Annotated in this window: 29 protein-coding genes; 22 read left to right on the top strand and 7 right to left on the bottom strand. The window is 63.3% G+C overall.

Annotation, left to right across the window (positions count from 1 at the left end):
* The first annotated feature begins 46 nt into the window (after positions 1–46).
* From BM136_RS21930 to tatC, 16 genes are all read left to right on the top strand, one after another.
* On the top strand, positions 47–283 hold the full coding sequence (locus tag BM136_RS21930; RefSeq protein WP_092975735.1) for a BolA family protein: 237 nt from the start codon (positions 47–49) through the stop codon (positions 281–283).
* 98 nt (positions 284–381) lie between these two features.
* Entirely contained in the window at positions 382–1,647 is a 1,266-nt protein-coding gene (murA, locus tag BM136_RS21925; RefSeq protein ID WP_092975732.1) for a UDP-N-acetylglucosamine 1-carboxyvinyltransferase, read from the top strand.
* A gap of 19 nt (positions 1,648–1,666) precedes the next feature.
* Positions 1,667–2,356 carry an ATP phosphoribosyltransferase gene (hisG, locus tag BM136_RS21920; protein WP_009241938.1) on the top strand — a complete coding sequence of 230 codons (690 nt, stop codon included), beginning with the start codon at positions 1,667–1,669 and terminating at the stop codon, positions 2,354–2,356.
* On the top strand, positions 2,353–3,681 hold the full coding sequence (gene hisD / locus BM136_RS21915; RefSeq protein ID WP_092975729.1) for a histidinol dehydrogenase: 1,329 nt from the start codon (positions 2,353–2,355) through the stop codon (positions 3,679–3,681). The genes hisG and hisD overlap by 4 nt, the downstream gene beginning before the upstream one ends.
* A 16-nt stretch (positions 3,682–3,697) precedes the next feature.
* Positions 3,698–4,822 carry a histidinol-phosphate transaminase gene (gene hisC / locus BM136_RS21910; protein ID WP_092975726.1) on the top strand — a complete coding sequence of 375 codons (1,125 nt, stop codon included), beginning with the start codon at positions 3,698–3,700 and terminating at the stop codon, positions 4,820–4,822.
* Positions 4,819–5,409, top strand: coding sequence for an imidazoleglycerol-phosphate dehydratase HisB (hisB, locus tag BM136_RS21905; RefSeq protein ID WP_024977837.1), 591 nt, complete (start codon positions 4,819–4,821; stop codon positions 5,407–5,409). The genes hisC and hisB overlap by 4 nt, the downstream gene beginning before the upstream one ends.
* 55 nt (positions 5,410–5,464) lie before the next feature.
* Positions 5,465–6,088 (top strand): MarC family protein, encoded by a 624-nt coding sequence (locus BM136_RS21900; RefSeq protein WP_024977836.1) that lies wholly within the window; start codon positions 5,465–5,467, stop codon positions 6,086–6,088.
* Between the two features lie 8 nt (positions 6,089–6,096).
* Positions 6,097–6,750 carry an imidazole glycerol phosphate synthase subunit HisH gene (hisH, locus tag BM136_RS21895; protein WP_092975723.1) on the top strand — a complete coding sequence of 218 codons (654 nt, stop codon included), beginning with the start codon at positions 6,097–6,099 and terminating at the stop codon, positions 6,748–6,750.
* Between the two features lie 76 nt (positions 6,751–6,826).
* Positions 6,827–7,570 carry a 1-(5-phosphoribosyl)-5-[(5-phosphoribosylamino)methylideneamino]imidazole-4-carboxamide isomerase gene (gene hisA / locus BM136_RS21890; RefSeq protein WP_045203048.1) on the top strand — a complete coding sequence of 248 codons (744 nt, stop codon included), beginning with the start codon at positions 6,827–6,829 and terminating at the stop codon, positions 7,568–7,570.
* A 47-nt stretch (positions 7,571–7,617) separates the two neighbouring features.
* Positions 7,618–8,394, top strand: a complete 777-nt coding sequence (gene hisF / locus BM136_RS21885) for an imidazole glycerol phosphate synthase subunit HisF (protein ID WP_175537193.1) — start codon at positions 7,618–7,620, stop codon at positions 8,392–8,394.
* Positions 8,391–8,813 carry a phosphoribosyl-AMP cyclohydrolase gene (gene hisI / locus BM136_RS21880; RefSeq protein WP_027680226.1) on the top strand — a complete coding sequence of 141 codons (423 nt, stop codon included), beginning with the start codon at positions 8,391–8,393 and terminating at the stop codon, positions 8,811–8,813. The genes hisF and hisI overlap by 4 nt, the downstream gene beginning before the upstream one ends.
* On the top strand, positions 8,806–9,180 hold the full coding sequence (locus BM136_RS21875) for a phosphoribosyl-ATP diphosphatase (RefSeq protein ID WP_092975720.1): 375 nt from the start codon (positions 8,806–8,808) through the stop codon (positions 9,178–9,180). Before hisI ends, BM136_RS21875 begins: the two co-directional genes overlap by 8 nt.
* Positions 9,181–9,211: 31 nt before the next feature.
* Positions 9,212–9,586, top strand: a complete 375-nt coding sequence (locus BM136_RS21870; RefSeq protein WP_092975887.1) for a DUF4870 family protein — start codon at positions 9,212–9,214, stop codon at positions 9,584–9,586.
* A gap of 61 nt (positions 9,587–9,647) precedes the next feature.
* Positions 9,648–9,902 carry a Sec-independent protein translocase subunit TatA gene (gene tatA / locus BM136_RS21865; RefSeq protein WP_092975718.1) on the top strand — a complete coding sequence of 85 codons (255 nt, stop codon included), beginning with the start codon at positions 9,648–9,650 and terminating at the stop codon, positions 9,900–9,902.
* A 20-nt stretch (positions 9,903–9,922) separates the two neighbouring features.
* Positions 9,923–10,435: a Sec-independent protein translocase protein TatB gene (gene tatB, locus BM136_RS21860; protein WP_024977829.1), complete on the top strand. Its 513-nt coding sequence runs from the start codon at positions 9,923–9,925 to the stop codon at positions 10,433–10,435.
* A gap of 61 nt (positions 10,436–10,496) precedes the next feature.
* Positions 10,497–11,300, top strand: coding sequence for a twin-arginine translocase subunit TatC (gene tatC, locus BM136_RS21855; RefSeq protein WP_092975715.1), 804 nt, complete (start codon positions 10,497–10,499; stop codon positions 11,298–11,300).
* Between the two features lie 83 nt (positions 11,301–11,383).
* Here the strand turns inward: tatC and BM136_RS21850 are convergent, their stop codons facing one another.
* The 5 genes from BM136_RS21850 to BM136_RS21830 form a co-directional block, all read right to left on the bottom strand.
* Positions 11,384–12,469: an ABC transporter ATP-binding protein gene (locus BM136_RS21850; RefSeq protein WP_092975712.1), complete on the bottom strand. Its 1,086-nt coding sequence runs from the start codon at positions 12,467–12,469 to the stop codon at positions 11,384–11,386.
* Positions 12,462–14,273 carry an ABC transporter permease gene (locus BM136_RS21845; RefSeq protein WP_092975709.1) on the bottom strand — a complete coding sequence of 604 codons (1,812 nt, stop codon included), beginning with the start codon at positions 14,271–14,273 and terminating at the stop codon, positions 12,462–12,464. Before BM136_RS21845 ends, BM136_RS21850 begins: the two co-directional genes overlap by 8 nt.
* Before the next feature lie 87 nt (positions 14,274–14,360).
* Positions 14,361–15,467 carry an ABC transporter substrate-binding protein gene (locus BM136_RS21840; RefSeq protein ID WP_092975708.1) on the bottom strand — a complete coding sequence of 369 codons (1,107 nt, stop codon included), beginning with the start codon at positions 15,465–15,467 and terminating at the stop codon, positions 14,361–14,363.
* 122 nt (positions 15,468–15,589) lie between these two features.
* Positions 15,590–17,119: a sensor histidine kinase gene (locus tag BM136_RS21835; RefSeq protein ID WP_092975705.1), complete on the bottom strand. Its 1,530-nt coding sequence runs from the start codon at positions 17,117–17,119 to the stop codon at positions 15,590–15,592.
* Positions 17,116–17,817, bottom strand: coding sequence for a response regulator (locus BM136_RS21830; RefSeq protein ID WP_092975702.1), 702 nt, complete (start codon positions 17,815–17,817; stop codon positions 17,116–17,118). Before BM136_RS21830 ends, BM136_RS21835 begins: the two co-directional genes overlap by 4 nt.
* Positions 17,818–17,937: 120 nt before the next feature.
* On the opposite strand from BM136_RS21830, the gene BM136_RS21825 reads away from it, so the two are divergent.
* Both BM136_RS21825 and BM136_RS21820 read left to right on the top strand, forming a co-directional pair.
* The gene (locus BM136_RS21825; RefSeq protein WP_092975699.1) at positions 17,938–19,080 is read left to right on the top strand and encodes an extracellular solute-binding protein; all 1,143 of its coding nucleotides are present in this window, start codon (positions 17,938–17,940) and stop codon (positions 19,078–19,080) included.
* A 333-nt stretch (positions 19,081–19,413) separates the two neighbouring features.
* Positions 19,414–20,520, top strand: a complete 1,107-nt coding sequence (locus BM136_RS21820) for a porin (protein WP_092975696.1) — start codon at positions 19,414–19,416, stop codon at positions 20,518–20,520.
* Positions 20,521–20,943: 423 nt separating this feature from the next.
* Here the strand turns inward: BM136_RS21820 and BM136_RS21815 are convergent, their stop codons facing one another.
* Positions 20,944–22,161, bottom strand: a complete 1,218-nt coding sequence (locus BM136_RS21815; protein WP_092975693.1) for a Do family serine endopeptidase — start codon at positions 22,159–22,161, stop codon at positions 20,944–20,946.
* A gap of 19 nt (positions 22,162–22,180) precedes the next feature.
* Here BM136_RS21815 and BM136_RS21810 point away from each other — a divergent pair, with 19 nt between their 5' ends.
* Positions 22,181–22,927: a Nif3-like dinuclear metal center hexameric protein gene (locus BM136_RS21810; RefSeq protein ID WP_092975690.1), complete on the top strand. Its 747-nt coding sequence runs from the start codon at positions 22,181–22,183 to the stop codon at positions 22,925–22,927.
* Between the two features lie 11 nt (positions 22,928–22,938).
* On the opposite strand, the gene mscL is transcribed toward BM136_RS21810, so the two are convergent.
* Entirely contained in the window at positions 22,939–23,367 is a 429-nt protein-coding gene (gene mscL / locus BM136_RS21805; protein WP_092975687.1) for a large conductance mechanosensitive channel protein MscL, read from the bottom strand.
* Positions 23,368–23,611: 244 nt separating this feature from the next.
* Here mscL and petA point away from each other — a divergent pair, with 244 nt between their 5' ends.
* The 3 genes from petA to BM136_RS21790 are packed head-to-tail and all read left to right on the top strand — an operon-like array spanning position 23,612 to position 26,404.
* Positions 23,612–24,220, top strand: a complete 609-nt coding sequence (petA, locus tag BM136_RS21800; protein WP_009241960.1) for a ubiquinol-cytochrome c reductase iron-sulfur subunit — start codon at positions 23,612–23,614, stop codon at positions 24,218–24,220.
* Positions 24,220–25,623: a cytochrome b gene (locus BM136_RS21795; RefSeq protein WP_092975884.1), complete on the top strand. Its 1,404-nt coding sequence runs from the start codon at positions 24,220–24,222 to the stop codon at positions 25,621–25,623. The genes petA and BM136_RS21795 overlap by 1 nt, the downstream gene beginning before the upstream one ends.
* A 37-nt stretch (positions 25,624–25,660) precedes the next feature.
* The gene (locus tag BM136_RS21790; protein WP_024977815.1) at positions 25,661–26,404 is read left to right on the top strand and encodes a cytochrome c1; all 744 of its coding nucleotides are present in this window, start codon (positions 25,661–25,663) and stop codon (positions 26,402–26,404) included.
* Positions 26,405–26,450: the final 46 nt, after the last annotated feature.

Raw genomic sequence — 26,450 nt, 5'->3', positions numbered from 1 at the left:
AACAACGACGACGCACCACCCTAACGTTTTTGGAGAAGGGAAGGCCATGTTGCCCACACCCGAACAAGTCAAGCAGTACATCGAAACCGGCCTGTCGTGCGAGCACCTCGAAGTCGAGGGCGACGGCCAGCACTTTTTTGCCACCATCGTCAGCGCGCAATTTGAAGGCAAGCGGTTGATCCAGCGTCACCAGCTCGTCTACGCAGCGCTGGGTGAGCGGATGCGCGCGGAGATCCACGCGCTCTCCATGAAGACGCTCACCCCGGCGGAGTGGCAGTCCTGATGGCCGAGCTTGATCCCACCCCGGTTACCGTTTCAACCGACTCCGACCTCGCGCTCGCTGAGCGCCCCTCTCAAAGTGATCGACGAGACGTCTCGCTCATGGACAAACTGCTGATCGAAGGCAATGGCCCCTTGTCGGGCGAAATCCGCGTGTCTGGCGCCAAGAACGCCGCGCTGCCCATCATGTGTGCCGCGCTGCTGACGGCCGAGCCGCTGGCGCTGAGCAACGTGCCGAACCTGCAGGACGTGCGCACGATGCTCAAACTGCTGCGCCAGATGGGCGTGGAAGGTTCGCTCGACGGCCATCACCTTACGCTCGACGCCGCGACCATCCACACGCCGGAAGCTTCGTACGACCTGGTGAAGACGATGCGTGCGTCGATCCTGGTGCTGGGCCCGCTGCTGGCGCGCTTTGGCCATGCACGTGTGTCGCTGCCCGGCGGTTGCGGCATCGGCGCGCGTCCGGTCGATCAGCACATCAAGGGCCTGCAACTGATGGGCGCCGAGATCGTCATCGAGCATGGTTACATCGAAGCCAAGCTTGCGGATGGCGCCAAGCGCTTGCGTGGCGCGCGCATCGTCACCGACATGGTGACGGTCACGGGCACCGAAAACCTATTGATGGCCGCCGCGTTGGCAGACGGCGAAACCGTGCTGGAAAACGCAGCACGCGAGCCCGAAGTCACTGACCTGGCCAACCTGCTTGTGAAGATGGGCGCGCGCATCGAAGGCATCGGCACCGACCGTCTGGTGATCCAAGGCGTTGAAGCGCTGCACGGCGCCACCCACACGGTGATCGCCGATCGCATTGAAGCCGGCACGTTCCTGTGCGCCGTGGCGGCAGCCGGCGGCGATGTGACGCTGCGCGGCGTGCCGCCGGGCATCCTCGATGCCGTGCTCGACAAGCTGCGCGAAGCCGGCGTGACGCTCACCACGGGCGACGATTGGATTCGCGTGCAGATGACGGGCCGCCCCAAGGCGGTGAGCTTCCGCACGTCGGAATACCCGGCGTTCCCGACCGACATGCAGGCGCAGTTCATGATGCTTAACGCGATCGCCGAAGGTTCTGCCACGGTGACGGAGACCATCTTCGAAAACCGCTTCATGCACGTGCAGGAACTGAACCGCCTGGGCGCCAATATCGTGATCGATGGCAAAACGGCGGTGGTGACAGGCGTCGAGCAATTGTCGGGCGCGACCGTCATGGCGACCGACCTGCGCGCCTCGGCCAGCCTCGTCATTGCCGGCCTGATCGCGCAGGGCGAGACGCTGGTCGACCGCATTTATCACCTCGACCGCGGCTACGACCGCATCGAAGACAAGCTGTCCGCTGTCGGCGCCAAGATCCGCCGCATTCAAGCGTAAGGTAAGGAACTCGCCGGCCATGAACGCATTCCAGTCCGCCTCCAACCAGCTCACGCTGGCGCTGTCCAAAGGGCGCATCTTTGAAGAGACGCTGCCGCTGCTGAAGGCCGCCGGCATCGAGGTGACCGAAGATCCGGAAACCTCGCGCAAGCTGATTCTGCCGACGTCCGACCCGGCGCTGCGCGTGATCATCGTGCGCGCGTCCGATGTGCCGACCTACGTGCAATACGGCGCGGCGGACTTCGGCGTAGCCGGCCGGGACGTGCTGATGGAGCACGGCATGGCGGGCCTGTATGCGCCCATCGACCTGAACATCGCCCGCTGCCGCATGTCGGTAGCGGTGCCCAAGGGCTTCGATTACGCCAACGCGGTGCGCCAGGGCGCGCGCCTGTCGGTGGCGACGAAGTATCTGAATACCGCGCGCGAGCACTTCGCCAAGAAGGGCGTGCACGTCGACCTGATCAAGCTGTATGGCTCGATGGAGCTGGGCCCGCTGGTGGGCCTGGCTGACGCCATCGTCGACCTGGTCAGCACGGGCGGCACGCTGCGCGCGAACAACCTCGTCGAGGTGGAAGAGATCGTGCAGATCTCGTCCCGACTGGTCGTCAATCAGGCTGCGCTGAAACTCAAGCGCGACCGGCTGGCGCCCATCCTCGACGCTTTCGAGCGCGCCTCCGCGACGGACGCGCGTGTTGGGGAAGCCGCATGAGCCTGACCATCCGTAAGCTGGATTCGGCCGAAGCCGGATTCGCGGCGCAACTGCGCCAGGTGCTCGCTTTTGAAGCGAGCGAAGACGAAGCCATCGACCGCGCCGCCGCGCAGCTCCTGGCTGACGTGAAGGCACGCGGCGATGCCGCTGTGCTGGAAGCCACGCGCCGCTTCGACCGCATCGAAGCCGACAGCGTGGCCGCGCTGGAGCTGTCGCCAGCCACCCTGCAAGCCGCGCTCGATGGCCTGGAGCCCAAGCGCCGCGCGGCACTGGAAGCCGCTGCTGCCCGCGTGCGCGCGTATCACGAGAAGCAGAAGATCGAGTGCGGCACACACAGCTGGGAATACGCCGAAGCCGATGGCACGGTGCTCGGCCAGAAAGTGACGCCGCTCGACCGCGTGGGCATTTACGTGCCGGGCGGCAAGGCGGCATACCCGTCGTCGGTGTTGATGAATGCGATTCCGGCTCGCGTGGCAGGGGTCAGGGAAATCATCATGGTGGTGCCCACGCCCGGCGGCGTGCGCAATGAGCTGGTGCTGGCTGGGGCCTGCATTGCCGGCGTGGACCGCGTGTTCACCATCGGCGGCGCGCAGGCCGTGGGGGCACTCGCTTATGGCACCGACACCGTCCCCGCCGTCGACAAGATCGTCGGCCCGGGTAACGCCTATGTGGCCGCTGCCAAGCGTCGCGTGTTCGGCACGGTTGGCATCGACATGATTGCCGGTCCGTCGGAAATCCTCGTCATCTGCGATGGCACGACCGACCCGGATTGGGTGGCGATGGACTTGTTCTCGCAAGCCGAGCACGACGAACTGGCCCAGTCGATCCTGCTGTGCCCGAACGCAGAGTTCATCGCGCAGGTGGAGGCCAGCATCAACCGTCAGCTCGAAGACATGCCGCGCCGTAGCGTGATTGCCGAGTCGCTGTCAGGCCGTGGCGCGCTCGTCAAGGTGCGCGACATGGAAGAGGCGTGCGACATCGCCAACGACATCGCTCCCGAACATCTGGAGATTTCGGCAGATAACCCGCGCCAGTGGGCAGAACGCATCCGCCACGCCGGCGCGATCTTCCTGGGCAAGTACACCAGCGAATCGCTGGGCGATTACTGTGCTGGTCCGAACCACGTGCTGCCGACCTCGCGCACGGCGCGCTTCTCGTCGCCGCTGGGCGTATACGACTTCATCAAGCGCTCCAGCTTGATCGAAGTGAGCGAAGCCGGTGCGCAGATGCTGGGCGAGATTGCTGCCGAGCTGGCCTACGGCGAAGGCTTACAGGCGCATGCCCGCAGCGCTGAATATCGCCTGCAACGCCCCGCCTCCGAATAACACTCGCCGCACAACGATGACCGCCACCGCTCCGGCCCAAGCTTCCCTGGATGACCTGCTCGCTCGTATCGTGCGCGACGACGTTCGCGCCATGGGTGCGTACCACGTGCCCGACGCGACCGGCATGGTCAAGCTGGACGCGATGGAGAACCCGTATTCGCTGCCGGCGATGTTGCGCGACGCGTTGGGCAAGCGCCTGGCCGAAGTCGCGCTCAACCGCTACCCGGTGCCGACCGCCGACGCGCTCAAGGCGCAGCTCAAGCAAGTGATGCACGTACCTGCCGGAGCCGAGGTGTTGCTCGGCAACGGTTCGGACGAGATCATCAGCCTCATCGCCATTGCGGCGGCCAAGCCGGGCGCGACCGTGCTGGCGCCCGTGCCGGGTTTCGTGATGTACGCGATGTCGGCGCAGTTGCTGGGCCTGAAATTCGTCGGCGTGCCACTCAAGGCAGACCTGACGCTCGACCGTGAAGCCATGCTGGCCGCCATGGCCGAGCACCAGCCCGCCGTCATCTACCTGGCGTATCCGAATAACCCGACCGGCAACCTGTTCGACGCGGCCGACATGGACGCGATCATCCGCGCCGCTCGCGGCCCCGTGTGCCAGAGCCTGGTGGTGGTCGACGAGGCCTACCAGCCGTTCGCGCAACATAGCTGGATGCCGCGCCTGCGCGATTTCGATCACCTCCTGGTGATGCGCACGGTCTCGAAGCTGGGCCTGGCCGGCATCCGCCTTGGCTACGTGGCCGGCCACCCGAAGTGGATCGCCGAGCTGGACAAGGTGCGTCCGCCGTACAACGTGAATGTGCTGACCGAGGCGACTGCCCAGTTCATGCTCGAACACGTGGATGTACTGGATGCCCAGGCAGCGACCCTGCGCGCCGAGCGCACCAAGTTGATCGATGCGCTGTCGGCTCACCCGGGCGTGACGGTGTTCCCGAGCGCGGCAAATTTCATCCTGCTGCGCGTGCCCGATGCCGCCGCTTTGTTCGAGCGCCTGCTCAATCGGCGGATTCTGATTAAAAACGTCAGTAAAATGCACCCGTTGCTGACCAACTGTCTGCGCGTGACGGTCAGCAATCCCGAAGAAAACGCGCAATTTATCGATGCCTTTGCCGCATCGATGCAGGAAGCCCCATGAGCCGCCGTGTCGAGGTCACTCGCAACACCTCTGAAACGCAGATCCGCGTCGCCCTTGATTTGGACGGCACGGGCAAGCAAACGCTGAACACCGGCGTCCCCTTCCTCGACCACATGCTCGACCAGATCGCCCGACATGGCATGGTCGACCTGGACGTCTCGGCCACCGGCGACACCCATATCGACGATCATCACACCGTGGAAGACGTCGGCATCACGCTGGGCCAGGCCGTCGCCAAGGCCATCGGCGACAAAAAGGGCATCGTGCGCTACGGCCATAGCTACGTGCCGCTGGACGAAGCCCTGTCGCGCGTGGTCATCGACTTCTCCGGCCGTCCGGGCCTGGAGTTCCATGTGCCGTTCACGCGCGCACGCGTGGGCAATTTTGACGTGGACCTGTCCATCGAATTCTTCCGCGGGTTCGTCAATCATGCCGGCGTGACGCTGCATATCGACAACCTGCGCGGCGTCAACGCACACCACCAGATCGAGACCGTGTTCAAGGCCTTTGGACGCGCGCTGCGCATGGCGGTGGAGATCGACCCGCGCGCTGCAGGCACGATTCCGTCGACCAAGGGCGCCCTGTAAATCACCGCGTCGGCCTGGCCGCGCCTACCCGACTCCAACACCGGCCGCCGATCCGATGGATCTGACAAAAAGCTTTTTCTCGCTGCTCGCGCTGATCAATCCGATCGGCGCGATCCCGTTCTTCATCAGCCTGACCGAGAGCCAGACGGATGAAGAGAAGCGCCGCACCATCAAGGTCGCATCGATTTCGGTGGCAATCGTGATCGGCCTGTCGGCGTTGCTCGGCGAGCAGATCATCAGCTTTTTCGGATTTTCGGTGGGTTCGCTGCAGGTGGGTGGCGGGATCATCATGATCATGATCGCGCTGAACATGCTCAATGCGCAGACCAGCCGCACCAAGGCCACGCCCGAAGAAGAGGACGAGGCCGGTGCCAAGGCCAGCATTGCGGTTGTGCCGCTGGCGATTCCGCTGCTCACGGGCCCAGGCTCGATCAGCACGGTCATCGTCTACGCTGGCAAGACTAAGCACTGGTGGGACCTGTTTCTCCTGGCTGGGGTCGGTGTTGCGATCGCAGCCGTGGTCTGGATCGTGTTGCGCGCGGCCGAGCCGATCGCCCGTGTGATCGGTCGCACCGGCATCAACGTCGGTACGCGGTTGATGGGCTTGATCCTGGCAGCGCTGGCCGTGGAATTCATCGTTGATGGGCTGAAAACCCTGTTGCCCGTACTTAGGGCCTAAGTTAAGTCATGACTAAGATCGCAATCGTCGATTACGGCATGGGCAATCTGCGCTCGGTAGCGCAAGCCTTGATGGCCGTTGCTCCAGAGGCCGATGTGCGCATCAGTGCGCAAGCGGATGAAATTCGTTCGGCCGACCGCGTGGTGCTGCCAGGGCAGGGGGCCATGCCCGACTGCATGGCGGCGTTCGACCAATCCGGCCTGCGTGACGCGGTGCTGGAGGCATCGCGCAGCAAGCCGATGCTCGGCGTGTGCGTGGGCGAGCAAATGCTGCTCGAGCGCAGCACCGAGGCGCGCTCCGGACAGCAATACACTGAAGGATTGGGCCTTATCAAAGGCGATGTGGTCCGCTTTGACCTGGACGGCCAGTTGCAGCCGGACGGTTCACGGTACAAAGTGCCTCAGATGGGCTGGAACCGCGTGCACCAGAGTCGTGCCCACGCTCTCTGGGAAGGTGTGGCGGATCAGAGCTACTTCTATTTCGTGCACAGCTACTACGCCCGGCCTGCCAACGCTGACGAATCGGTCGGAGAGACCGAATACGGCGTGCGGTTTACCTCCGCCATCGCCCGGGATAATATTTTTGCAACACAGTTTCACCCGGAAAAAAGTGCGCAAGCCGGCCTGCAGATCTACCGGAACTTTGTGCACTGGAATCCGTGATGCCCGCCGTGGCGTCGCAATCGAATCCATTTTTCGCCCTTTTTAATCTTTTCCCCTCAACTCTGTCGTCACGCTTATGTTGCTCATCCCGGCCATCGACCTGAAGGACGGTCAGTGTGTGCGCCTCAAACAAGGCGATATGGATCAAGCCACCGTATTCTCGGAAGACCCTGCTGCCATGGCGCGGCATTGGGTCGAGCAGGGTGCGCGCCGCTTGCACCTTGTCGATCTGAATGGCGCTTTCGCGGGCAAGCCGCGTAACGAGGCGGCCGTCAAGGCTATCCTCGCCGAGGTGGGCGATGAGATTCCCGTGCAACTCGGCGGCGGCATCCGCGATCTGGGCACCATCGAGCGCTGGCTCGACGATGGCTTGTCGTACGTGATCATCGGCACGGCGGCGGTTAAGGATCCGGGCTTTCTGCGGGACGCATGCACGGCGTTCGGCGGCCACATCATCGTCGGACTCGATGCCAAGGATGGCAAGGTGGCGACCGACGGCTGGAGCAAGCTCTCCGGCCACGAAGTCGTTGACCTCGCCAAGAAGTACGAAGACTACGGCGTCGAAGGCATCATCTACACCGACATCGGCCGCGACGGCATGCTGCAGGGCATCAACATCGATGCCACCGTCAAGCTGGCGCAGTCGGTGAAGATTCCGGTCATTGCCAGTGGTGGCCTGTCGAACCTGAAGGACATCGACCATCTTTGCGCGGTCGAAGAATATGGCGTGGAGGGCGTGATCTGTGGTCGCGCGATCTACTCCGGCGACCTGAACTTCAAGGAAGCGCAAGCCCTTGCGGACAAACTCGGCGCGGCCTGATCGTTGATCCAGCCGTGCACAACGGGCGCTCCGGCGCCCGACTCATCATGCTAGCCAAACGAATCATCCCCTGCCTGGACGTGACCAACGGCCGGGTGGTCAAGGGCGTCAATTTCGTCGAATTGCGCGACGCCGGTGACCCCGTCGAAATCGCACGCCGTTACGACGAGCAGGGCGCCGACGAAATCACCTTCCTCGACATCACGGCCACGTCGGACGGGCGTGACCTGATGCTGGGCATCATCGAAGCGGTGGCTTCGCAGGTGTTCATCCCGCTGACGGTGGGTGGCGGGGTGCGCGCGCTGGAAGACGTGCGCCGGCTGCTCAATGCCGGTGCGGACAAGATCAGCATGAACTCGTCGGCGGTATCGAATCCGCAACTGGTTTCGGACGCCAGCGCCCGCCACGGCGCGCAGTGCATCGTCGTGGCGATCGACGCCAAGAAGGTGTCGGCCGAAGGCGAAGCACCGCGCTGGGAGGTCTTCACGCACGGCGGCCGCAAGGGCACGGGCCTGGACGCCGTGGCATGGGCACGTGAAATGGCTCAGCGCGGCGCGGGCGAAATCCTGCTCACCAGCATGGATCGGGACGGCACCAAGGCCGGCTTCGATCTGGAGCTCACGCGCGCCGTCTCGGACGCAGTGCCGGTGCCGGTCATCGCCTCGGGCGGCGTGGGCAACCTGCAGCATCTGGCAGACGGCATCCAGCAAGGTCACGCCGATGCGGTGCTGGCGGCCAGCATCTTCCATTACGGCGAATACACCGTCGGCCAGGCCAAGCAATTCATGGCGGAGCAGGGCATTCCAGTACGGATCGGACTATGAGCAAGAAGTGGCTGAATAAGGTCCACTGGGACGACAACGGCCTGGTGCCGGTGATCGTGCAGGAGCAGGGCAGCAATGACGTCCTGATGTTCGCCTTCATGAACCGCGAGGCGCTGCAGAAGACCGTGGAAACCGGCGAGGCCGTGTTCTGGTCGCGCTCGCGCAAGCGTCTGTGGCACAAGGGCGAGGAGTCCGGCCACATCCAGAAGGTGCACGAGATCCGCCTCGACTGCGACGAAGACGTGGTCCTGCTGCGTGTCACACAAGTCGGCGGTATCGCCTGCCATACTGGCCGCCACGCCTGCTTCTTCCAGAAGTTCGAAGGCAACGTGGAAGACGGCGACTGGCACACCGTCGAGCCCGTGCTCAAGAATCCCGACGACATCTACGCCGGCAAGCCCGGCCACAATCATGAGTGACACCCTGCGCCGCCTGGGCGAGGTGCTCGAATCCCGCAAGCTCGCCAATGGCGGCGACCCGGAGAAGAGCTACATCGCGCGCCTCTTCAACAAAGGCGACGATGCCATCCTCAAGAAGATCGGCGAAGAGGCTACCGAGACGGTCATGGCCGCCAAGGACGCCCGCGCCGCCGGCATGACCGACGAGGCGCGCAGCAAGGTCGTCTACGAAGTGGCCGATCTGTGGTTCCATACGATGGTGTTGCTGTCGCACTTCAACCTCACGCCGGACGACGTCGTAAGTGAGCTCGCGCGCCGCGAAGGGCTTTCCGGTCTGGAAGAAAAGGCGCTGCGCAAGTCGCAGGCGCGCGACGCGGCGGGTGAGTGATCACGGTGGCGAATCGTCGCAGGGAGGCAGCGTGGACAAATACGGAGCGGCAATGGTGGTGACGGACGACGCGGAGCGCCTCGCCGGACTGCGTCGCCTGACGCATATTCTGTATGCGCTCTACGCCATTTTTTGGCTGACCGGCGGTATCACTGCATTGATTGCCATCATCGTCGGGTATGTTAAGCGCGACGATGTGCGGGGCACGCTGTATGAGTCGCACTTCCGTTGGCAAATCCGTTCGTTCTGGTGGTGCGTACTGTGGGGTGTGATCGGCGTGTTGCTCATTCCCGTGGCCTTCATCGGCTTTGCCGTCCTGTGGGCTCTGGGCATCTGGATGCTGTATCGTATTGTGAAAGGTTGGCTGTATCTGAATGACAGCAAGCCGATGTACGCAAATCCGTAAAATCAACCAATGGCGCCGCCATCGTTGCGACGCCACAGCCGTATTTACGTGGGAGTAGGTCATGGGTTCCTTTAGCATTTGGCACTGGCTGATTGTGCTGGTCATCATCATGATGGTCTTCGGCACGAAGAAGCTGCGCAACATCGGTTCGGATCTGGGTAGCGCCGTGAAGGGCTTCAAGGACGGCATGCGCGAAGGGCAGGAAGACAAGCCTGCGGGCTCGCAACCGCAACAGACCGCCGGCCAGCCGCCGCGCGAGCTGCACGATTCGACGACGATCGACGTCGAAGCGCGCGACAAGTCCAAGCAAGGCTGAGCACCGACGCGCACTGACCGATGATCGATCTCGGCATTTCCAAGCTAGCGCTGATTGGCATGGTGGCGCTCGTCGTCATCGGGCCGGAGCGTCTGCCCAAGGTGGCGCGCACCGCTGGCGCCCTGCTCGGCCGCGCACAGCGCTACATCGCCGACGTGAAGGCCGAGGTCAGCCGCGAAATCGAGCTTGAAGAGTTGCGCAAGATGCGCACCGACTTCGAGCAGGCCGCGCGCAATGTCGAGCAGACCATCCACCAGGAGGTCAGCAAGCACACGACCGAGATCAACGAGCGCCTGAACGAGGCGCTTGGTGATCCCGCGCAAACAGCGACCTCCGCCCCGGACTGGCGCCCGGCGCCAGGCAAGTCGCGCAACGGCCGCAACAGCTGGCGCAACAAGCAGCTCTCGATGCCCAGGTGGTACCGCCAGAAGCAGGGCGTACGCATGTGGGCGCAATCGGGCGCGGCACGCGTCAAGCGTCATCGTCCGCCCATCGTTGCCGCACAGTCGCGTGCGCGCTCCTTCTTCGAATGATCTTCCGGGCGCGAGCCGTGTCTGCGGTGCCGCGTCCTGACTTCCCTCTTTCCCACCCGACATGAGTGCCGCTCCGCTCGATCCGCAAGAGTCGCCCGAGGACGGCGCGCAGGAAACCTTCATCTCGCATCTGGTCGAACTGCGCGAGCGCATCGTCAAGGCGGGTGCCGGCGTGCTGCTGGTCTTTCTGGGCTTGGTCTACTGGGCCCCGGATATCTTCAATCTGTTCTCTCGACCACTGATCCAGGCGTTGCCCAAGAATGGCCACATGATCGTGACGGATGTCACCGGCTCGTTCTTCGTGCCGATGAAGGTGACGCTGCTGGCCGCCTTCCTCATCGCCCTGCCGTGGGTGCTGTACCAAATCTGGCGCTTTGTGGCGCCGGGGCTCTATACGCACGAGAAGCGGATGATCATGCCGCTGGTGGTGAGCACCTATGTGCTGTTCCTGTGCGGTGTGGCGTTTGCCTATTTCCTGGTCTTCCCAACGGTGTTCAAGGTGATGGCGCACTACAACGCGCCGCTGGGCGCCGAGATGTCGACCGATATCGACAAGTATCTGAGCTTTGCGATGACTACGTTCCTCGCCTTCGGCATCACCTTCGAGGTGCCGGTGGTCGTGATGGTGCTGGTGCGTTTTGGCATCGTGAGCCTGGATAAGCTGCGGCAGGCGCGGCCGTACGTGGTGGTGGGTGCGTTCGTGATCGCTGCGGTGGTGACGCCGCCTGACGTGATGTCCCAGTTGCTGCTGGCGGTGCCGCTTTGGCTGCTGTATGAGCTGGGGCTGATCCTGGCGGCAATCTTTATCCGTAAGACCACGGCACCAGAGAACAATCCGGAGCACTTGCCGGTGGTGAAGGACTGACGGGCTGATCCAGCATCAGCCAAAGAAAAAGGCAGCCGAGGCTGCCTTTTTTGTTGCCGATGAATCTGCTGTTGCTGCGTTTTTCAGGCGGCGTACAGCCAGAACTGCTCGCGCGGGAAGGTCAGCGCGTACTTGCCGTCGCTCGGGGCGCTGGCGGAGTAGGCGCGCAGGCCTGTGCCCGCTGCGCCGCTGTCGTCGGTAGCGCGGAACAGGCATTCCCAGCGGTCGCCCAGGTACATGCGCGTCGCCAGCGGCAGGTGGATGGTGTTGTCGGCGTTGTCGACGCCCACGCGCACCTGTTCCAGGCGGATCACGCCGTGCGCCGACGCGCCCGGCTTCAGATCGCCGCGCGCCATGCCCCACAGCGACCAACCTCCGGTCTCGTCCACCAGCCGGGCCATACCGTCGCGCACCTCTGCGATCTTGCCGTTGATGCGGTTGTTGCTGCCCATGAACTCGGCGGTGAAGAGCGTTTCGGGCGCGCCGTACATCTGCTCGGGCGTGCCTTGCTGCTCGATCACGCCGTTGTTCAGCAGCAGGATGCGATCGGACATGGCCATTGCTTCGCTCTGGTCGTGCGTGACCATCAGGGCCGAAAGGCCCAGGCGGACGATCAGCTCGCGCAGGAAGGCGCGGGCTTCTTCGCGCAGCTTGGCGTCGAGGTTCGAGAGCGGCTCGTCGAGCAGGATCACGGGCGGGTTGTAGACCAGCGCGCGGGCAATCGCCACGCGCTGCTGCTGGCCGCCGGAGAGCTGGCTCGGGAAGCGCTCCCCCAGATGGCCGAGGCCCAGTTGCTGCAGCACGGCTTGCACGCGCTCCTTGATCTGCGCGGCAGGTGTCTTGCGCAGCTTGAGCGGGTAGGCGACGTTTTCGGCCACGGTCTTGTGCGGCCACAGCGCGTACGACTGGAACACCAGGCCAAGGTTGCGCCCTTCGGCCGGCACGTCGAGTTTCTTGGCGCCGTCGAACATGACCCGATCGCCGATCTGGACAGTGCCCTGGCTGGCCTGTTCGAGGCCGGCGACAGCACGCAGCAGCGTGGTCTTGCCCGAACCCGACGGGCCCAGCAGCGAGACGACCTCGCCCTTCTGCAGCTGCATCGAGACACCCTTGAGCACCGGATTGTTGCCGTATTGCAGGTGCAGGTCGTTGACAGTGAGTTCAATCATGGAGTTTCACTCCGAAACGCAGTGCGATGCCGAGGCCGACGGCCACCAGCACGATATTGACGAAGGACAGCGCGGCAACGATATCGATGGCGCCGCCCGCCCACAGGGAAACCAGCATCGAGCCGATCGTCTCGGTGCCCGGCGACAGCAGGTACACACCGGTCGAATACTCGCGCTCGAAAATCAGGAAGATCAGCAGCCAAGCGCCGAGCAGGCCGTAGCGCGTGAGCGGCACGGTCACGTCGCGCGTGGTGCGGGCACGGGTGGCGCCCACCGAGCGTGCGGCTTCTTCCAGCTCCGGACCGACTTGCAGCAGCGCGGCCGAGATCAACCGCAGGCCATAGGCCAGCCACACTACCGTGTAAGCGATCCACACGCTGAAGATCGTGCTGCGCAGGTCGCGCAGGCTCGGCACGACGTTTTCGATGATCCAGTTGGCGAAGGGCAGGCCGCTGTCGGTCAGGCCGGTCTCGATCCAGTTGGGCACGAACAGGAACACCCACAGGAACGCCAGACCCGCCAGCAGACCCGGAATGGCGCGAGGCACCAGCACGCTGTAATCGAGAAAGCGCGTCCAGCCATCCGGCTTGCGGTGCATGGCCAGACCGATGCACGTGTAGCAGCCCACGGCCAGTGCACCGCCGATCACGCCGATCAGCACCGTGTTGACCATCGCACGCAGGAACTGCGGCTGCTCGAAGATCTGCTGGAACGCCGTGGTCGAGAACGCCTCGACCAGCGACACGCCTTCACCCCAATTCGACACGAAGGCGCGCAGCGCGATGCCCGAGAGCGGCACCACCACCGTCACGAAGAACCACAGCACCACCACGGCCCACGCCGGCCAGCGCCAGCTGCCCAGGGGTAGCGGGCGGCTGCGCGTGACCTTGCCCTTGACGGTGACGAAGCGGTTGGCCGATTTCAGCATGTAGCGTTGCAACAGCACCAGCGGGAACGTCACCATCACGAGACAGACCGCCACGGCCGCCATCAGGTGATATGCCGGCGTGCCGAGCTTGTTCGTCAGCTTGTACAGATAGGTCGCCAGCACGAGGTGGCCTTCCGGATCACCCAGCACGAGCACCAGGCCGAACACCTCGAAGCCCAGGAATGTCACCAGCACGGCTGCGTACAGCAGGGCAGGGCGCACCATCGGCAGGCTCACGTTGAGTGCCACCGACAGCGGCGATGCCCCGGCGATACGAGCGGCTTCTTCCACGTCCGAACCCAAGCTGCGCAGCGCCGACGAGACATACAGATACACGTGGGGTACGTGCGTCAGGCCGGCAATGATGATGATGCTCGTGAAGGAATACACGTTCCACGGCGCACCGCCGAACAGGCTCTTGAACCAGACGGTGTAGAAGCCCACCGGTCCGGCGGACACCACGTAGCCGAACGCCAGCACCATCGGCGAGACGAACACCGGAATCATCAGCAGCGGTTCGAGAACGCGGCGGCCGGGCAAGTCCGAACGCACCATCAGGAACGCCAGGATGCCGCCCAGCGGTACCGAGATCACCGCCAGACCGAAAGCGAGCGCGGTGGATTTCTCAAAGGCCTGCCAGAAATCCGAATCCGTAAAGATGAAGCGATACGCATCCAGCCCCGCCAGCGCGTCGGGCATGAAGAACGGCGCGGACAGAAAGCTCTGGTAGAAAATCAGCGCCAGCGGCGTGAAAATCGCCAGCGCGGTAAGCAGAATGACCACGCCGCGCGGCAAAGCCTGTCCCACACGCGTCCAGGGCGAGCGCTTGAGGGTGACTTGGCGAGCGGCGGCACGGTCTTGCGCTAGAGAACGCATGGTGCCTCCAGGAGGAGCCGGCGCCAGATACGGATGGCGCCGGCAGGTCGGTCAGATGAGAAGGGTGCCGGTGATCAGCGGATCAGATCAACGGCCGGCGGCGGTGCGCCATTGCTTGATGAAGTCCAGGCGCTTCTTGGGTTCCAGGAACGCCAGGATGGATTCGTCAACCGGAATCGGCTTGATGCTGTTGCCGAGAATCTTCTTCAGGCCGGCGGCGGTCGCTTCGCCCGTCACGTCTTCACGCAGCGAGTGCAGATCCGACTTGTTGGCGAGGATTTCCTGGCCGCGCTTGGACAGGATGTAGTCCAGCCACAGCTTGGCCGCGTTCGGGTTCTTCGCCTTCTTGGCGATCATCGCCACGCGCGACACCACGAGCGTGTAGTCCTTCGGATAGACGATGCCGATCGACGGGTCCTTCTTGGCGCGCGCAATCGCGTACGAACCGAGGATGTTGTACGCCACCAGGTTTTCGCCCGAGGCCACGCGCTCCATCATCGTGCCGGTGGAGGACTGCAGCACCAGGTTCGGGCCCACGGCCTTGACGAAGTCGAAGTACTGCGGCGAATCCAGATTGTCTTGCGCCGCCATCATGAAGCCCACGGCCGACTTCTCGATGTCGTACGTCGTGACCTTGTTCTTGAAGCGCTCGGGCTGGCTGGCGACCAGCTTGGCGAAATCGGCGTGCGTTTGCGGCACTTCCGAATCCTTGATCAGGCGCTTGTTGTACAGGAACACGGCTGGCTCATACGTCGTGCCGTATGCGATGCCCTTGTGGACGGCCCACTTGGGCAGGTTCGGCACTTCGGGCGAGTCGTACTTCATCGCGTAGGTCTGCGCGAGCTTGAGCTGCGAGTCCATCGACGAGTTCCACATCATGTCAGCCGAGGCGCCACCGGCAGCCTGCTCGCTGATGAAGCGGTTGTACAACTCGCTGCTGTTCATGTCGTTGTACTCGACCTTCACGCCGGGGTAGAGCGACTCGAAATCCTTGATCAGCGGATCTGCAGCCTTGGTGTCGGTCGTTGCATACACGACCACCTTGCCTTCCTTCTTGGCGGCAGCGATGGTGTCGGCGTAGTTGGCGGGGTAGCCGGCCGGGACTTGCGCGAAGGCGGCGGCGCTGAGGGTCAGTGCGGCAGCCGCGATCGAAGCGAGAGCGGCGTGCGCAGGCGTAAAGCGTCCACGAAGCATGGGTTTGTCTCCTGTTTGCTTGTGATGGTGTGGGGCCGGCTGCTTATGGCTTGTTGCGTACAGCTCGGACGGATGGCCCCAGGTGCGGCGGATTATAGAAATCGCGCGCTTTCGTCACGCTTTCATTGCGGCTGCTGCATCGCAGCATGTTCAAAGGGGGAGGCCGTAGCCGCCAGCGGCACGCGGATCCGCGCCGATAAACCCATACCACCATGCTCGTTCGGCTCGCCGTCGGCCAGCTCGATTTGCCCGCCGCTACGCGCTGCATAGGCACGTGCGATGGCCAGGCCGAGGCCGGAACCTTCTGCGGCATAGCGGGCGTCTTTGGGCGCGACCTTGGGTTTACCCGATCGCCCTCCGCCCTCGTGCGCGCGGCGGAAGCGCTGGAACGCGTGTGCGCGTTCGTCAGCGTTCATGCCGGGCCCGGTGTCGTCCACGCAGACCAGCGCGGCATCGCCTTCCGCCGTGGCGCGTACGGTGATGCGTCCGCCGGCCGGCGTGTAGCGGATGGCGTTGTGCACGAGGTTGGAGAGCGCCTCGCGCAGGAAGGCCGGATAGCCGACGACAGGCAGCGCCATGGCGAGGCCGCCGTCATCCCACCCGAGGTCTTGCTGCTTTTCGCGCGCCAGCGGCAATGCACCCACCACCACGTCGCGTGCCAATTCACCAAAGTCGAAGATTTCGGCCGGCGCGTCCTGCCCCGCATGTCGTGCGCGCGCAAGAGCGAGCAATTGCGTGGTCAGCCGGTTCGTCGACTGCAGGCGCGCGATGATGGCGGACAGGCTTTCGCGCACACGCGCCGGATCGGTTTCGCGCAGCGCGTATTCGGCTTGCGTGAGCAGCACGGCCAGTGGCGTGCGCAGCTGGTGGGACGCATCGGCGAGGAACTGGCTTTGCGCCTCCGCAAGTTCGGCGTAGCGATGAATGTGGTGGTTGATCGCGTCGACCAGCGGGCGGACTTCGGCAGGCACGTCCGTGGCGTCGAGCGGACGCAGGTCATCCGACGCGCGCACGCCGATGCTGCTTGCCAGGCGATTGAGCGGGCGCAGCGCGACGGTCACGCCGAGCCACAATAGCGCGGCGCTGACCGCCACCAGCGCCGCATCGCGCAGCAGCGTACCGCGCCACACCGCCTGCTGCAGCGCGCGTCGCGTCTCGATGGTTTCCGCCACCTGAATGACGATGCGCGCCGGCAGCCCGGGCTGGTAGAGCGGTTTGGCCACGGCGGCCACGCGTACGGGCTCGTCGTGGTACGTCGCGTCGTAGAAGAGCGGGGTGTCGTTCTCCAGCCGTGTGACGGGCAGCGGCAGATCGTCGTAGCCGGTCAGTGCGGCTTCAGGCGCCTTGCCAGGCAAGGGCTCGAAAGCGACGCGGTAATAGACATTGCTCTGCGCGGTCGATTCGAACATGGACAACGCCACATACGGCACGTTGACCTGGACCTGCCCGCGCTCGATCGTCACGCCGTTCTCGATGGCGCGCACCGAGCCGAGCAGGGCGCGGTCGTACGCGCGATCGGTCGCGCTACGCAGCGCCTGGTACGCCGAGACGATGTCGATGGCCAACACACCCACCAGCCCCGGCAGCAGCAACCAGAGCAGTGTGAGTTTCAGGCTGCGCGGCAGCCGAAGCCAAGCGAGCCGCTGCATCATGTGCTGCTATCGACGGGGGCGGGCGCTTCACCATCGCCGGCTTCGAGCAGGTAGCCCAACCCGCGTACGGTGACGATCTGCACGCCCGTGCCCGCGAGCTTCTTGCGCAGGCGGTGCACGACCACCTCCACGGCGTCGGGGCTGGAATCGCTGTCCAGGTTGAAGACCTTGTCGAACAGATGCACCTTGCTGATCGGCTGGCCGGTCTTGTGCAGCAGCGCCGACAGCGCGGCGTGCTCACGCGGCGTGAGCGACAGTGGCTCGCCGGACAACAGGAATGCCTTGCGTCCGGTGTCGAACTCCAGCGGCCCGCAACGCAGACGCGGGAACGCCCGGCCGCGGCTGCGGCGGATGAGCGCCATCAACCGCGCTTCCAGTTCGGACAACGCGAACGGCTTGGTGAGGAAATCATCCGCGCCGGCATTGAGCCCGCGCACGCGCTCGTCCAGCGCGCCCTGCGCGGTGAGGATCAATACCGGCGTGCGGTCATCGCGCGCGCGCATGTCGGCCAGCACGGCAAAGCCATCCTTGCGCGGCAAGCGCAGGTCCAGCACCACTGCGTCAAATTCTCCGGAGCCGAGGAAGGCTTCCGCGATGACGCCATCGGCCGCGCGCTCGATCACGAAGCCGCTTTGCGCCAGCGCGCGCGCCAGCCATGCCGCCAATTCTTCCTCATCCTCCACCAGCAAAATCCGCATCGGGTGTCTCTCAATATCGTTCTGGCTACTTTTTCATGATAATGCGTGGCGCCCTGATCTCGGCCATGTCGCCGATCACACCGTTCACCTGATGCGCCGCCTAGATGCGCTTCAACCGGCATGTCGTCCATCCCCAATTCCCGTCGCCGCTGGCTTTGTCAGACCGCCGCATTGCTGGCTGCAAGCGGCGTTGTCGCGCGTGGGGCGCACGCGCAGTGGCTGGCCCGTCCGGCGCCGGAGCTGCCGTCGTACTACCCGCGCGATTACGGCACGATGATCGACGCCGCGCGCCGCGAAGGCCGTGTCACGGTGTATTCCACGACGGATTTCTCGGCCGCGTACCCGCTTATCCGCGCCTTCGAAACGCGCTACCCCGGCATCACCGTCGACTACCGCGAGCAGAACAGCGACGACATTTATCGCCGCTTTCTTGCTGAATTCGCCGCCAAGTCGCCGGGCGCCGATGTGGTCTGGAGTTCGGCCATGCCCGAGCAGTTCAAGCTGGTGAACGACGGCCACGCACTCTCATACGCCTCGCCCGAACGGCCGTACCTGCCGTCGTGGGCGATCTGGAAGAACGAGGCGTACGGCACGAGCTACGAGCCGGTCGTCTTCGTCTACAACACGCGCCAGTTGCCGGCGGACTTGATCCCATCCACCCACGCTGATTTCGCCCGCATTCTCAATGGCCACCGTGACTTGCTGCGCGGCCGCGTCGCGTCGTACGACATTGAGCACTCGGGCTCCGCCTTCCTCTTCGCCGCCGAAGATGCGCGCACCACGCCTGTATTCTGGGATGTTGCCAAGGCATTGGGTGGCGTCAACGTCAACCTGTACATCACCACGGCCGCGATGCTGGAGCGCGTCGCCTCCGGCGAGAGCCTGCTCGCCTACAACGTGATCGGCTCCTACGCCGCGCGCTACGTCGATCGCAATCCGGCGCTCGCCATCAAGATGCCGACTGACTACACGCTGGTCGCCACGCGCGTCGCCTTCATCGCGCGGCGCGCTGCCCGCCCGAACGCTGCGCGCCTCTGGCTCGACTTCATGCTCTCGCGTGATGGCCAGAGCGTGATGGCGGACCGCGCGTTCTTGTTTTCGCTGCGCCAGGATGTTGAAACCGGGCTCACTGCCAAGCGGCTGCTCGCCGAACTTGGGAACACGCATCGGCCCATTCCCGTCGGCCCGGGTTTACTCGCCCATCAAGATCAGCTCCGCCGAGCCGATTTCCTGAAGCGATGGCACGCCGCGCTCGGTCGATAAAAAGAGAACAAAGAAGCACTTATTGCCGTAACGTGGTGCGAAGGCGACAATTCAGAACTGTCACCAACTGCCAAATTTGTTGCGCAGGAAGAGGGTGACAATCGCCCGCCAACCCCTGTACCACCGCGCAAAAAGCGGGTCGCGCCCCCCTCTAAACGGGGCTTGGCGCGTGTTGCCCATGAGCAACAACTTGGCCGCAAATCGCGGCCCAGAGCCAGAAAGGGTTTCCGGAATCAGTCAACGCTGGCACATAATGCGGTCAGACGTGAGGTATCTGCGTCGTCCATAAGGACAGTCAAGATTTCCCAATCAGTTGACAAGGAAAGTGTCGATATGAAGATGAAACTGTTTGCAGCTGCTGTTGCAGCTCTGGCCGCCGGTGGCGCCTATGCACAATCCTCCGTGACCCTGTACGGCGTGGTCGACGCTGGTCTGACCTACGCAAACAAGGTGCCGGGCGCAACCGCTGGCAGCAGCGGCTCGCGTTTTGGTCTGGATTCGGGCGGCCTGTCGGGCTCGCGTTGGGGCCTGCGTGGCGTTGAAGACCTGGGCGGTGGCCTGAAGGGTATCTTCAACCTGGAAAGCGGCTTCAACCTGGACACCGGCACGTCGGGTCAAGGTGGTCGTCTGTTCGGCCGTAACGCTTACGTCGGTCTGCAAGGCCAGTGGGGTCAACTGACCCTGGGTCGTCAGCAAAACCTGCTGTATGACTTCTCGCTGATCTATGACCCGATGGCAATCGCCACGCGTTACTCGCTGGCTTCGCAAGACCAGTTCTTCGCTGGCCGTGCTGACAACGCCGTCAAGTACATCGGCACGTTCGGTGGCCTGAGCGTCTCCGGTCTGTACTCGTTCAACTACAACGGCAACGAAGTGGCTGGCAGCAACAAGACCGGCCGTGAGTGGAGCCTGGGTGCTAACTACGCTGGCGGCCCGCTGGGTATCGGCGCAGTGTACGACCAGACCAACTCGACGACCGTTGGTAGCGACAACCGCGAACAACGCGCCACGATCGCTGGCACGTACGCTTTCGGCCCGGCCAAGCTGTACGCTGGCTACCGCTGGTACAAGGCTAACTACGCAACTGTTGCTGGCAACGGCAACCTGCGTTCGAACCTGTACTGGGCTGGCCTGGGTTACCAAGCTACTCCGGCTCTGTCGCTGACGGGTACGGCTTACTACCAACAGTTCAAGAACAGCGGCACGGGCAACCCGTGGCTGTTCGTGGTCGGTACCGACTACGCTCTGTCGAAGCGCACCGACGCCTACTTCAACGTGGCCTATGCTAAGAACAGCGGCGGCTCGGGTCTGGGCGTGATGGGCCTGAACGATGCTGGCTACGCTGGCACGACGCTGACGAACGGCAACCAAGTGTTCTCGGGCACGAACAACAGCAACAACCAGTTCGGCGCTACCGTCGGCCTGCGTCACAAGTTCTAATTTGACGCGCTCGTAAGAGCGCATCGAATTAAACGGTTAAACGCCGATTCCGAAAGGGATCGGCGTTTTTCTTTGTGCGAACGATTCGCAGCGCACCTCCATGGCTGAAGCGCTGCCAAGGGTCGCCTGGCTGGTGTGCAAGCTTTAGTTGATGGTGAGGGCAAGGGGCGCGACAGCTGTGCGTTACGCCTGTTACTTTGCGACGGCATACGCCCCGGGGGCGCCCAGCAGAGCGGAACAAGGGCAACTCATATCGACACAACGCAGCGGTTGGTACGTCGGATTGCTCGTTGAGTTGAGCGGGGCGCGGCGGTATCAAGGCGGCTCTCGCCCCATCAACGTGTTGGCTTGATGCTCAAGCGTGCGCGTATAAAAAAACGGCGGCACATCTGGCCGCCGTTTTGGTGTTCCGAAACCTACCCCTTACTGTTGTTGTTCTTCGTCGTCCTGTGAGGGCATCGGTACGTTGCGACGCGTCGGTGGCGGACGTTTGCCGACAACGATGGTCAGTTCCACCGCCTTGCCTTTGCGTGATACCGTCACCTTGGCTTCCGCACCGGGTTTCAGCTGCGCGATGCTGTTGAGTAGCGCTGTCGTATCCAGGATCGGCTCACCATTGACGCTGGTGAGAATGTCTCCCGGGCGCAGGCCCGCCTTGTCTGCGGGGCCACCTTGAACCACGGCGGCGATCAGTGCGCCATCCTTGCGGGACAAGCCAAACGACTCGGCAATTTCCGGCGTCACATCCTGCGGCTCAACACCGATCCAGCCGCGGACCACGCTACCGGTCGAGATAATGGATTCCATCACCTGCTTGGCCAACGACACCGGAATCGCAAAGCCGATGCCCAGCGAGCCGCCCGAGCGCGAGTAGATCGCCGTGTTGATCCCGAGGAGGTTGCCGTCGGCGTCGACCAGCGCGCCGCCCGAGTTGCCTGGGTTGATCGCGGCGTCGGTCTGGATAAAGTTTTCGAAGGTGTTGATGCCCAGGTGGCTACGGCCCAAGGCAGAGACAATGCCCATTGTCACCGTCTGGCCCACGCCGAAGGGGTTGCCAATGGCCAGCACCACGTCGCCAACGCGCACATTCTCCAGCCGGCCGAGCGTGATGGCAGGCAGATTCGGCAGGTTGATCTTGAGGACAGCCAGGTCGGTTTCCGGATCGGAGCCGACCACTTTGGCGTTGGCCTTACGGCCGTCGGTCAGGGCGACTTCGATTTCGTCGGCGCCGTCCACCACGTGGTGGTTCGTTAGAATGTAGCCTTCGGAGCTGACGATCACGCCCGAGCCCAGACTGGCCGTGGGTTCCTGGCGCTGCTCAGGGGCCCGGTCGCCGAAGAAGAAGCGGAACCACGGGTCTGCGCTGGCTTGTGGGTTACTCCCGCGCTTTGGCGCGTTCTTGCTGCTAAAAATATTGACCACCGCCGGCATCGCCACCTTGGCGGCTTCCGCGTAGGAGTTGCTGGAGGTGCCGCCGTGGCCGATCGGCGCGACTTCCTTCAGCGCGACGATGGGCGAGCCGGATTGCACTGCGACCTTGCCGCGCTGCAGCCAATCAGGTTTGAGCGTGGCGATCACAAACCAGACGGCCAGGACGACCGTGACGGCTTGCGCAAAAAACAGCCAAAAGCGGCGCAACATAGAGCGAAATTGAGTCCAAATGGATCGAAAAGAACTTGAATTGTACTTGAACGACCTGTTGCAAGCGGCCCGTTTTCGGGACTATTGCCCCAATGGTCTACAGGTACAAGGGCGCGACACCATTACGCATGTCGTGACGGGGGTGACTGCCAGCCTGGCGCTGATCGAGGCCGCCATCGACGCACGTGCCGACGCCATCCTGGTGCATCACGGTTACTTCTGGAAGGGGGAGGACGGCCGTGTCGTGGGCCAGAAGCATGCGCGCTTGAAGCAACTTCTGGCGCACGATCTCAATCTGTTCGCGTATCACCTCCCCCTCGATGCGCACCCTGAGCTGGGCAACAACGCACAGCTGGGTGCGTTGCTGGGCGTCTCGCCCCAGGGCCGGTTCGGCGACGATGAACTCGGCTGGATTGGTACGCTTGCCGAAGGGACCGCGCTGGGCGCTTTCGCGCAGACGGTATCGGCCAAGCTAAATCGAGTGCCCCTCGTGATTGGCGAGGGGGATCGTCCGGTGCGCACAGTCGGTTGGTGCACGGGCGGTGCCCAAGGCTGGTTTGATGCTGCCGTCGCCGCTGGTGTGGACGTGTATCTGAGCGGCGAAGCGTCTGAGCAGACAACGCATCTGGCGCGCGAATCGGGTGTCGCCTACATTGGTGCGGGCCACCACGCCACTGAGCGCGGCGGCGTTCGGGCGCTCGGCAATCACCTGGCCGAGCGCTTCGGCGTGCGTCACACCTTTATCGATATCCCGAATCCGGTGTGATTCGCGCCTGATTACGGCTTGTTCTTCAGGCTGTCGCGAATCTCGCGAAGCAGCAGGATGTTCTCAGGTGTTTCGGCCGGCGCCGCCGGCGGGTTGGCGTCGATCACGCGCGTGATGGCGCGCACCATCAGAAACACGATAAACGCCAGAATCAGAAAATTGACCGCCATGGTGATGAAGTTGCCGTAGGCGAAGACCGGCACGCCGGCCTTCTTCAGATCGGCAAGGGTGTGTGGCACACCCGCAGGTGCCTCTGCGAGTTGGATGAACAGGTTCGAGAAATCCAGCTTGCCCACGATGCGGCTGATTAGCGGCATGATCAGATCATTGACAAGCGAATCGACGATTTTGCCGAACGCCGCACCGATGATCACGCCCACTGCCAGGTCGATCACGTTGCCGCGCATCGCGAATTTCTTGAAGTCTTGCATCAGTGCCATCGGTTTTCTCCGGATTGTTTGATTCGAGACAAACGGTCAAGCTAGCGAACGGTTGACCTGAATTGTTGAAAGCGAGGTTGCAAGAGGCATGCCGAAGCCTTGCCTGTACTGGGCTGGCGGGCAATCGGTGCGTCCACTATATCTGCAACGACCGCCCCCCGCGACCGCTACCGTTGGCTAGGTACGGTCGGGTATAATTTTTGGTTGACGCGAATCTATCTTGATTTCTCATCTGGGGTCTTGAATGAGTGACCAGCAAAACGTGGACAAGGGTCGCCGTAATCTATTGATTGCGACGTCCGTGGCTGGTGGTGTGGGAGGGGTTGCAGTTGCGGCCCCTTTCGTTTGCACATTCGCACCATCTGAAAAAGCCCGTGCAGCGGGCGCGCCCGTAGAGGCGGACGTGAGTGACCTGGCCCCCGGCCAGATGAAGGTGGTGGAATGGCGCGGCAAGCCGGTCTGGCTGCTCAAGCGCACGCCCGACATGCTGGAATCGCTCAAGAAGACCGATAACGAAGTCGCCGACCCCAAGTCCGACGTGCCCTTCACCATGAAGACGCCGGACTATTGCAAGAACGAAACCCGCTCCCGTGCCGAGCATAAAGACCTGCTGGTCGTGGTCGGCATCTGCTCCCATCTTGGCTGCTCCCCGTCTGGTCCGTTTCCCGCGGGCGCCAACGTGCAGCTTGCCGGAGACCCCGGCTTCGTCTGCCCGTGTCACGGTTCAACGTTCGACCTGGCTGGCCGCGTGTTCAAGAACAAGCCCGCGCCGCAGAACCTCGACGTTCCGCCGTACATGTTCCTGTCCGACACGAAGCTGGTGATCGGTAAAGACGAGAAAGGAGAGGCTTGATCATGGCCGAGAAGAAGGTGGAGACAACCGGGCTGCTGGGCTGGATCGACGCACGCTTCCCGGCATCGGAGCTGTGGAAGGCGCATCTGTCCGAGTACTACGCGCCGAAGAATTTCAACTTCTGGTATTTCTTCGGGTCGCTGGCGCTGCTGGTGCTGGTGATCCAGATCGTCACGGGCATTTTCCTGGTGATGAACTACAAGCCGGACGGCACGCTCAACGCCGCCGGCATCCCCGTCGCCTATGCGAGCGTGGAGTTCATCATGCGGGAGGTGCCGTGGGGCTGGCTGGTGCGGTACATGCACTCGACCGGCGCGTCGGCGTTCTTCATCGTCGTGTATCTGCACATGTTCCGCGGCATGCTGTACGGCTCGTACCGTAAGCCGCGCGAGCTGGTCTGGATCTTCGGCTGCCTGATCTTCCTGTGCCTGATGGCCGAAGCCTTCATGGGCTATCTGCTGCCGTGGGGCCAGATGTCGTACTGGGGCGCGCAGGTCATCGTGAACCTGTTCTCCGCCATCCCGCTGATCGGCCCGGACCTGTCGCTGTGGATCCGGGGTGACTACGTGGTGTCGGACGCGACGCTGAACCGCTTCTTCTCGTTCCACGTCATCGCCGTGCCGTTGGTGCTGCTGGGCCTGGTGGTGGCGCACATCATCGCGCTGCACGAAGTGGGTTCGAACAATCCGGACGGCGTCGAGATCAAGGCCAAGAAGGACGAGCGCGGCATTCCGCTCGACGGCATTCCGTTCCATCCGTATTACTCGGTGCACGACATCGTCGGTGTGGCGGTGTTCCTGTTTATCTTCAGCGCGATCGTGTTCTTTGCGCCGGAAATGGGTGGCTACTTCCTGGAAGCCAACAACTTCATCCCGGCAGACTCGCTGAAGACGCCGCCGCACATTGCGCCGGTCTGGTACTTCACGCCGTTCTACTCGATGCTGCGCGCGACCACGTCGGACTTCCTGCCGTGGCTGTGGGGCTTCATCGCCATCATGCTGGGGCTGTTGTTCGTGCGCTCCAAGAGCATGAAGGTCAAGGGCGTGGCGGTGGCGGTGGCCGTGATTCTGGCGCTGGGCTTCGCGTTTATCGACGCGAAGTTCTGGGGCGTGGTCGTGATGGGCGGCTCGGTGGTGATCTTCTTCTTCCTGCCGTGGCTGGACCAGTCGCCGGTCAAGTCGATCCGTTATCGCCCGGGCTTCCACAAGACGCTGCTGATCGTCTTCGTGATCGCCTTTGCGGTGCTGGGCTACCTGGGTATCCAGCCGCCGAGCCCGGTCGGTTCGATCATCTCGCAGATCGGCACCATTCTGTACTTCGCGTTCTTCCTCGCGATGCCGATCTGGAGCCAGATCGGGACGTTCAAGCCAGTGCCTGAGCGCGTTACGTTCACGCCGCACTGATAGAGCCCGCGCACAAGGACCCATGAAGGACACAAGAATGAAAAAGCTGCTTGCGATTTTCGCCTTGGCCGGTCTCGTGTTTGCCGCGCCCGTGATGGCCAATGAGGGCGGTGTGCCGCTCGATCCGGCGCCCAACCAGTCCAGCGACACGTCTGCGCTGCAGCGCGGCGCCAAGCTGTTCGTCAACTACTGCCTGAACTGCCACGGCGCCAGCGCGATGCGCTACAACCGCCTGCGCGACATCGGTTTGAGTGAGGAGCAGATCAAGCAAAACCTGCTCTTCTCGTCAGACAAGGTCGGCGACACGATGCACATCGCCATGGACCGTGAAGACGCCAAGAAGTGGTTTGGTGCTGTACCGCCGGACCTGTCGGTGATCGCCCGGGCGCGTGGCAGCGACTGGCTCTACACCTACCTTCGCACGTTCTACCGTGACGACACGCGTCCGACCGGCTGGAACAACCTGGTCTTCGACAAGGTGGGCATGCCGCATGTGCTGTGGGAGCTGCAAGGCCAGCAAGTGCCGAAGTACGCCGAAGTGAAGTCCGAGCACGGCGAGGCCGAGAAGAAGCTGGTCGGCCTTGAAGTGACGGTCCCGGGCAAGATGAACAAGGTCGAATATGACCAGGCGGTGGCTGATCTGGTCAGTTATCTGGACTGGATGGCTGAGCCCGCTGGCAACCTGCGCAAGCGTCTCGGCGTCTGGGTATTGTTGTTCATCGGCGTGTTCTTCGTGCTGGCCTGGCGCCTGAATGCGGCCTATTGGAAGGACATCAAGTAAAATCCCTGTTTTCCGGGCAAGGGCTAGGCCGGTGGAGAACTGGCTC

This window comes from Ralstonia sp. NFACC01, assembly GCF_900115545.1.
GTDB lineage: Bacteria > Pseudomonadota > Gammaproteobacteria > Burkholderiales > Burkholderiaceae > Ralstonia > Ralstonia mojiangensis.
Note: the sequence above shows the minus strand (reverse complement) of the source record. Positions and strands in the feature narration are given on the sequence as shown.

Coding starts and splice junctions, on each gene's coding strand:
- BM136_RS21845 (WP_092975709.1), bottom strand. CDS start 14,273: ATGCGTTCTCTAGCGCAAGACCGTGCCGCCGCTCGCCAAGTCACCCTC.
- hisI (WP_027680226.1), top strand. CDS start 8,391: ATGAGCAAGAAGTGGCTGAATAAGGTCCACTGGGACGACAACGGCCTG.
- BM136_RS21815 (WP_092975693.1), bottom strand. CDS start 22,161: ATGTTGCGCCGCTTTTGGCTGTTTTTTGCGCAAGCCGTCACGGTCGTC.
- petA (WP_009241960.1), top strand. CDS start 23,612: ATGAGTGACCAGCAAAACGTGGACAAGGGTCGCCGTAATCTATTGATT.
- BM136_RS21825 (WP_092975699.1), top strand. CDS start 17,938: ATGTCGTCCATCCCCAATTCCCGTCGCCGCTGGCTTTGTCAGACCGCC.
- BM136_RS21790 (WP_024977815.1), top strand. CDS start 25,661: ATGAAAAAGCTGCTTGCGATTTTCGCCTTGGCCGGTCTCGTGTTTGCC.
- hisD (WP_092975729.1), top strand. CDS start 2,353: ATGAGCCTGACCATCCGTAAGCTGGATTCGGCCGAAGCCGGATTCGCG.
- hisC (WP_092975726.1), top strand. CDS start 3,698: ATGACCGCCACCGCTCCGGCCCAAGCTTCCCTGGATGACCTGCTCGCT.
- tatA (WP_092975718.1), top strand. CDS start 9,648: ATGGGTTCCTTTAGCATTTGGCACTGGCTGATTGTGCTGGTCATCATC.
- BM136_RS21875 (WP_092975720.1), top strand. CDS start 8,806: ATGAGTGACACCCTGCGCCGCCTGGGCGAGGTGCTCGAATCCCGCAAG.
- murA (WP_092975732.1), top strand. CDS start 382: ATGGACAAACTGCTGATCGAAGGCAATGGCCCCTTGTCGGGCGAAATC.
- hisA (WP_045203048.1), top strand. CDS start 6,827: ATGTTGCTCATCCCGGCCATCGACCTGAAGGACGGTCAGTGTGTGCGC.
- hisG (WP_009241938.1), top strand. CDS start 1,667: ATGAACGCATTCCAGTCCGCCTCCAACCAGCTCACGCTGGCGCTGTCC.
- BM136_RS21900 (WP_024977836.1), top strand. CDS start 5,465: ATGGATCTGACAAAAAGCTTTTTCTCGCTGCTCGCGCTGATCAATCCG.
- tatC (WP_092975715.1), top strand. CDS start 10,497: ATGAGTGCCGCTCCGCTCGATCCGCAAGAGTCGCCCGAGGACGGCGCG.
- BM136_RS21810 (WP_092975690.1), top strand. CDS start 22,181: ATGGATCGAAAAGAACTTGAATTGTACTTGAACGACCTGTTGCAAGCG.
- BM136_RS21830 (WP_092975702.1), bottom strand. CDS start 17,817: ATGCGGATTTTGCTGGTGGAGGATGAGGAAGAATTGGCGGCATGGCTG.
- mscL (WP_092975687.1), bottom strand. CDS start 23,367: ATGGCACTGATGCAAGACTTCAAGAAATTCGCGATGCGCGGCAACGTG.
- BM136_RS21835 (WP_092975705.1), bottom strand. CDS start 17,119: ATGATGCAGCGGCTCGCTTGGCTTCGGCTGCCGCGCAGCCTGAAACTC.
- BM136_RS21840 (WP_092975708.1), bottom strand. CDS start 15,467: ATGCTTCGTGGACGCTTTACGCCTGCGCACGCCGCTCTCGCTTCGATC.
- hisF (WP_175537193.1), top strand. CDS start 7,618: ATGCTAGCCAAACGAATCATCCCCTGCCTGGACGTGACCAACGGCCGG.
- hisH (WP_092975723.1), top strand. CDS start 6,097: ATGACTAAGATCGCAATCGTCGATTACGGCATGGGCAATCTGCGCTCG.
- tatB (WP_024977829.1), top strand. CDS start 9,923: ATGATCGATCTCGGCATTTCCAAGCTAGCGCTGATTGGCATGGTGGCG.
- BM136_RS21930 (WP_092975735.1), top strand. CDS start 47: ATGTTGCCCACACCCGAACAAGTCAAGCAGTACATCGAAACCGGCCTG.
- BM136_RS21850 (WP_092975712.1), bottom strand. CDS start 12,469: ATGATTGAACTCACTGTCAACGACCTGCACCTGCAATACGGCAACAAT.
- BM136_RS21820 (WP_092975696.1), top strand. CDS start 19,414: ATGAAGATGAAACTGTTTGCAGCTGCTGTTGCAGCTCTGGCCGCCGGT.
- hisB (WP_024977837.1), top strand. CDS start 4,819: ATGAGCCGCCGTGTCGAGGTCACTCGCAACACCTCTGAAACGCAGATC.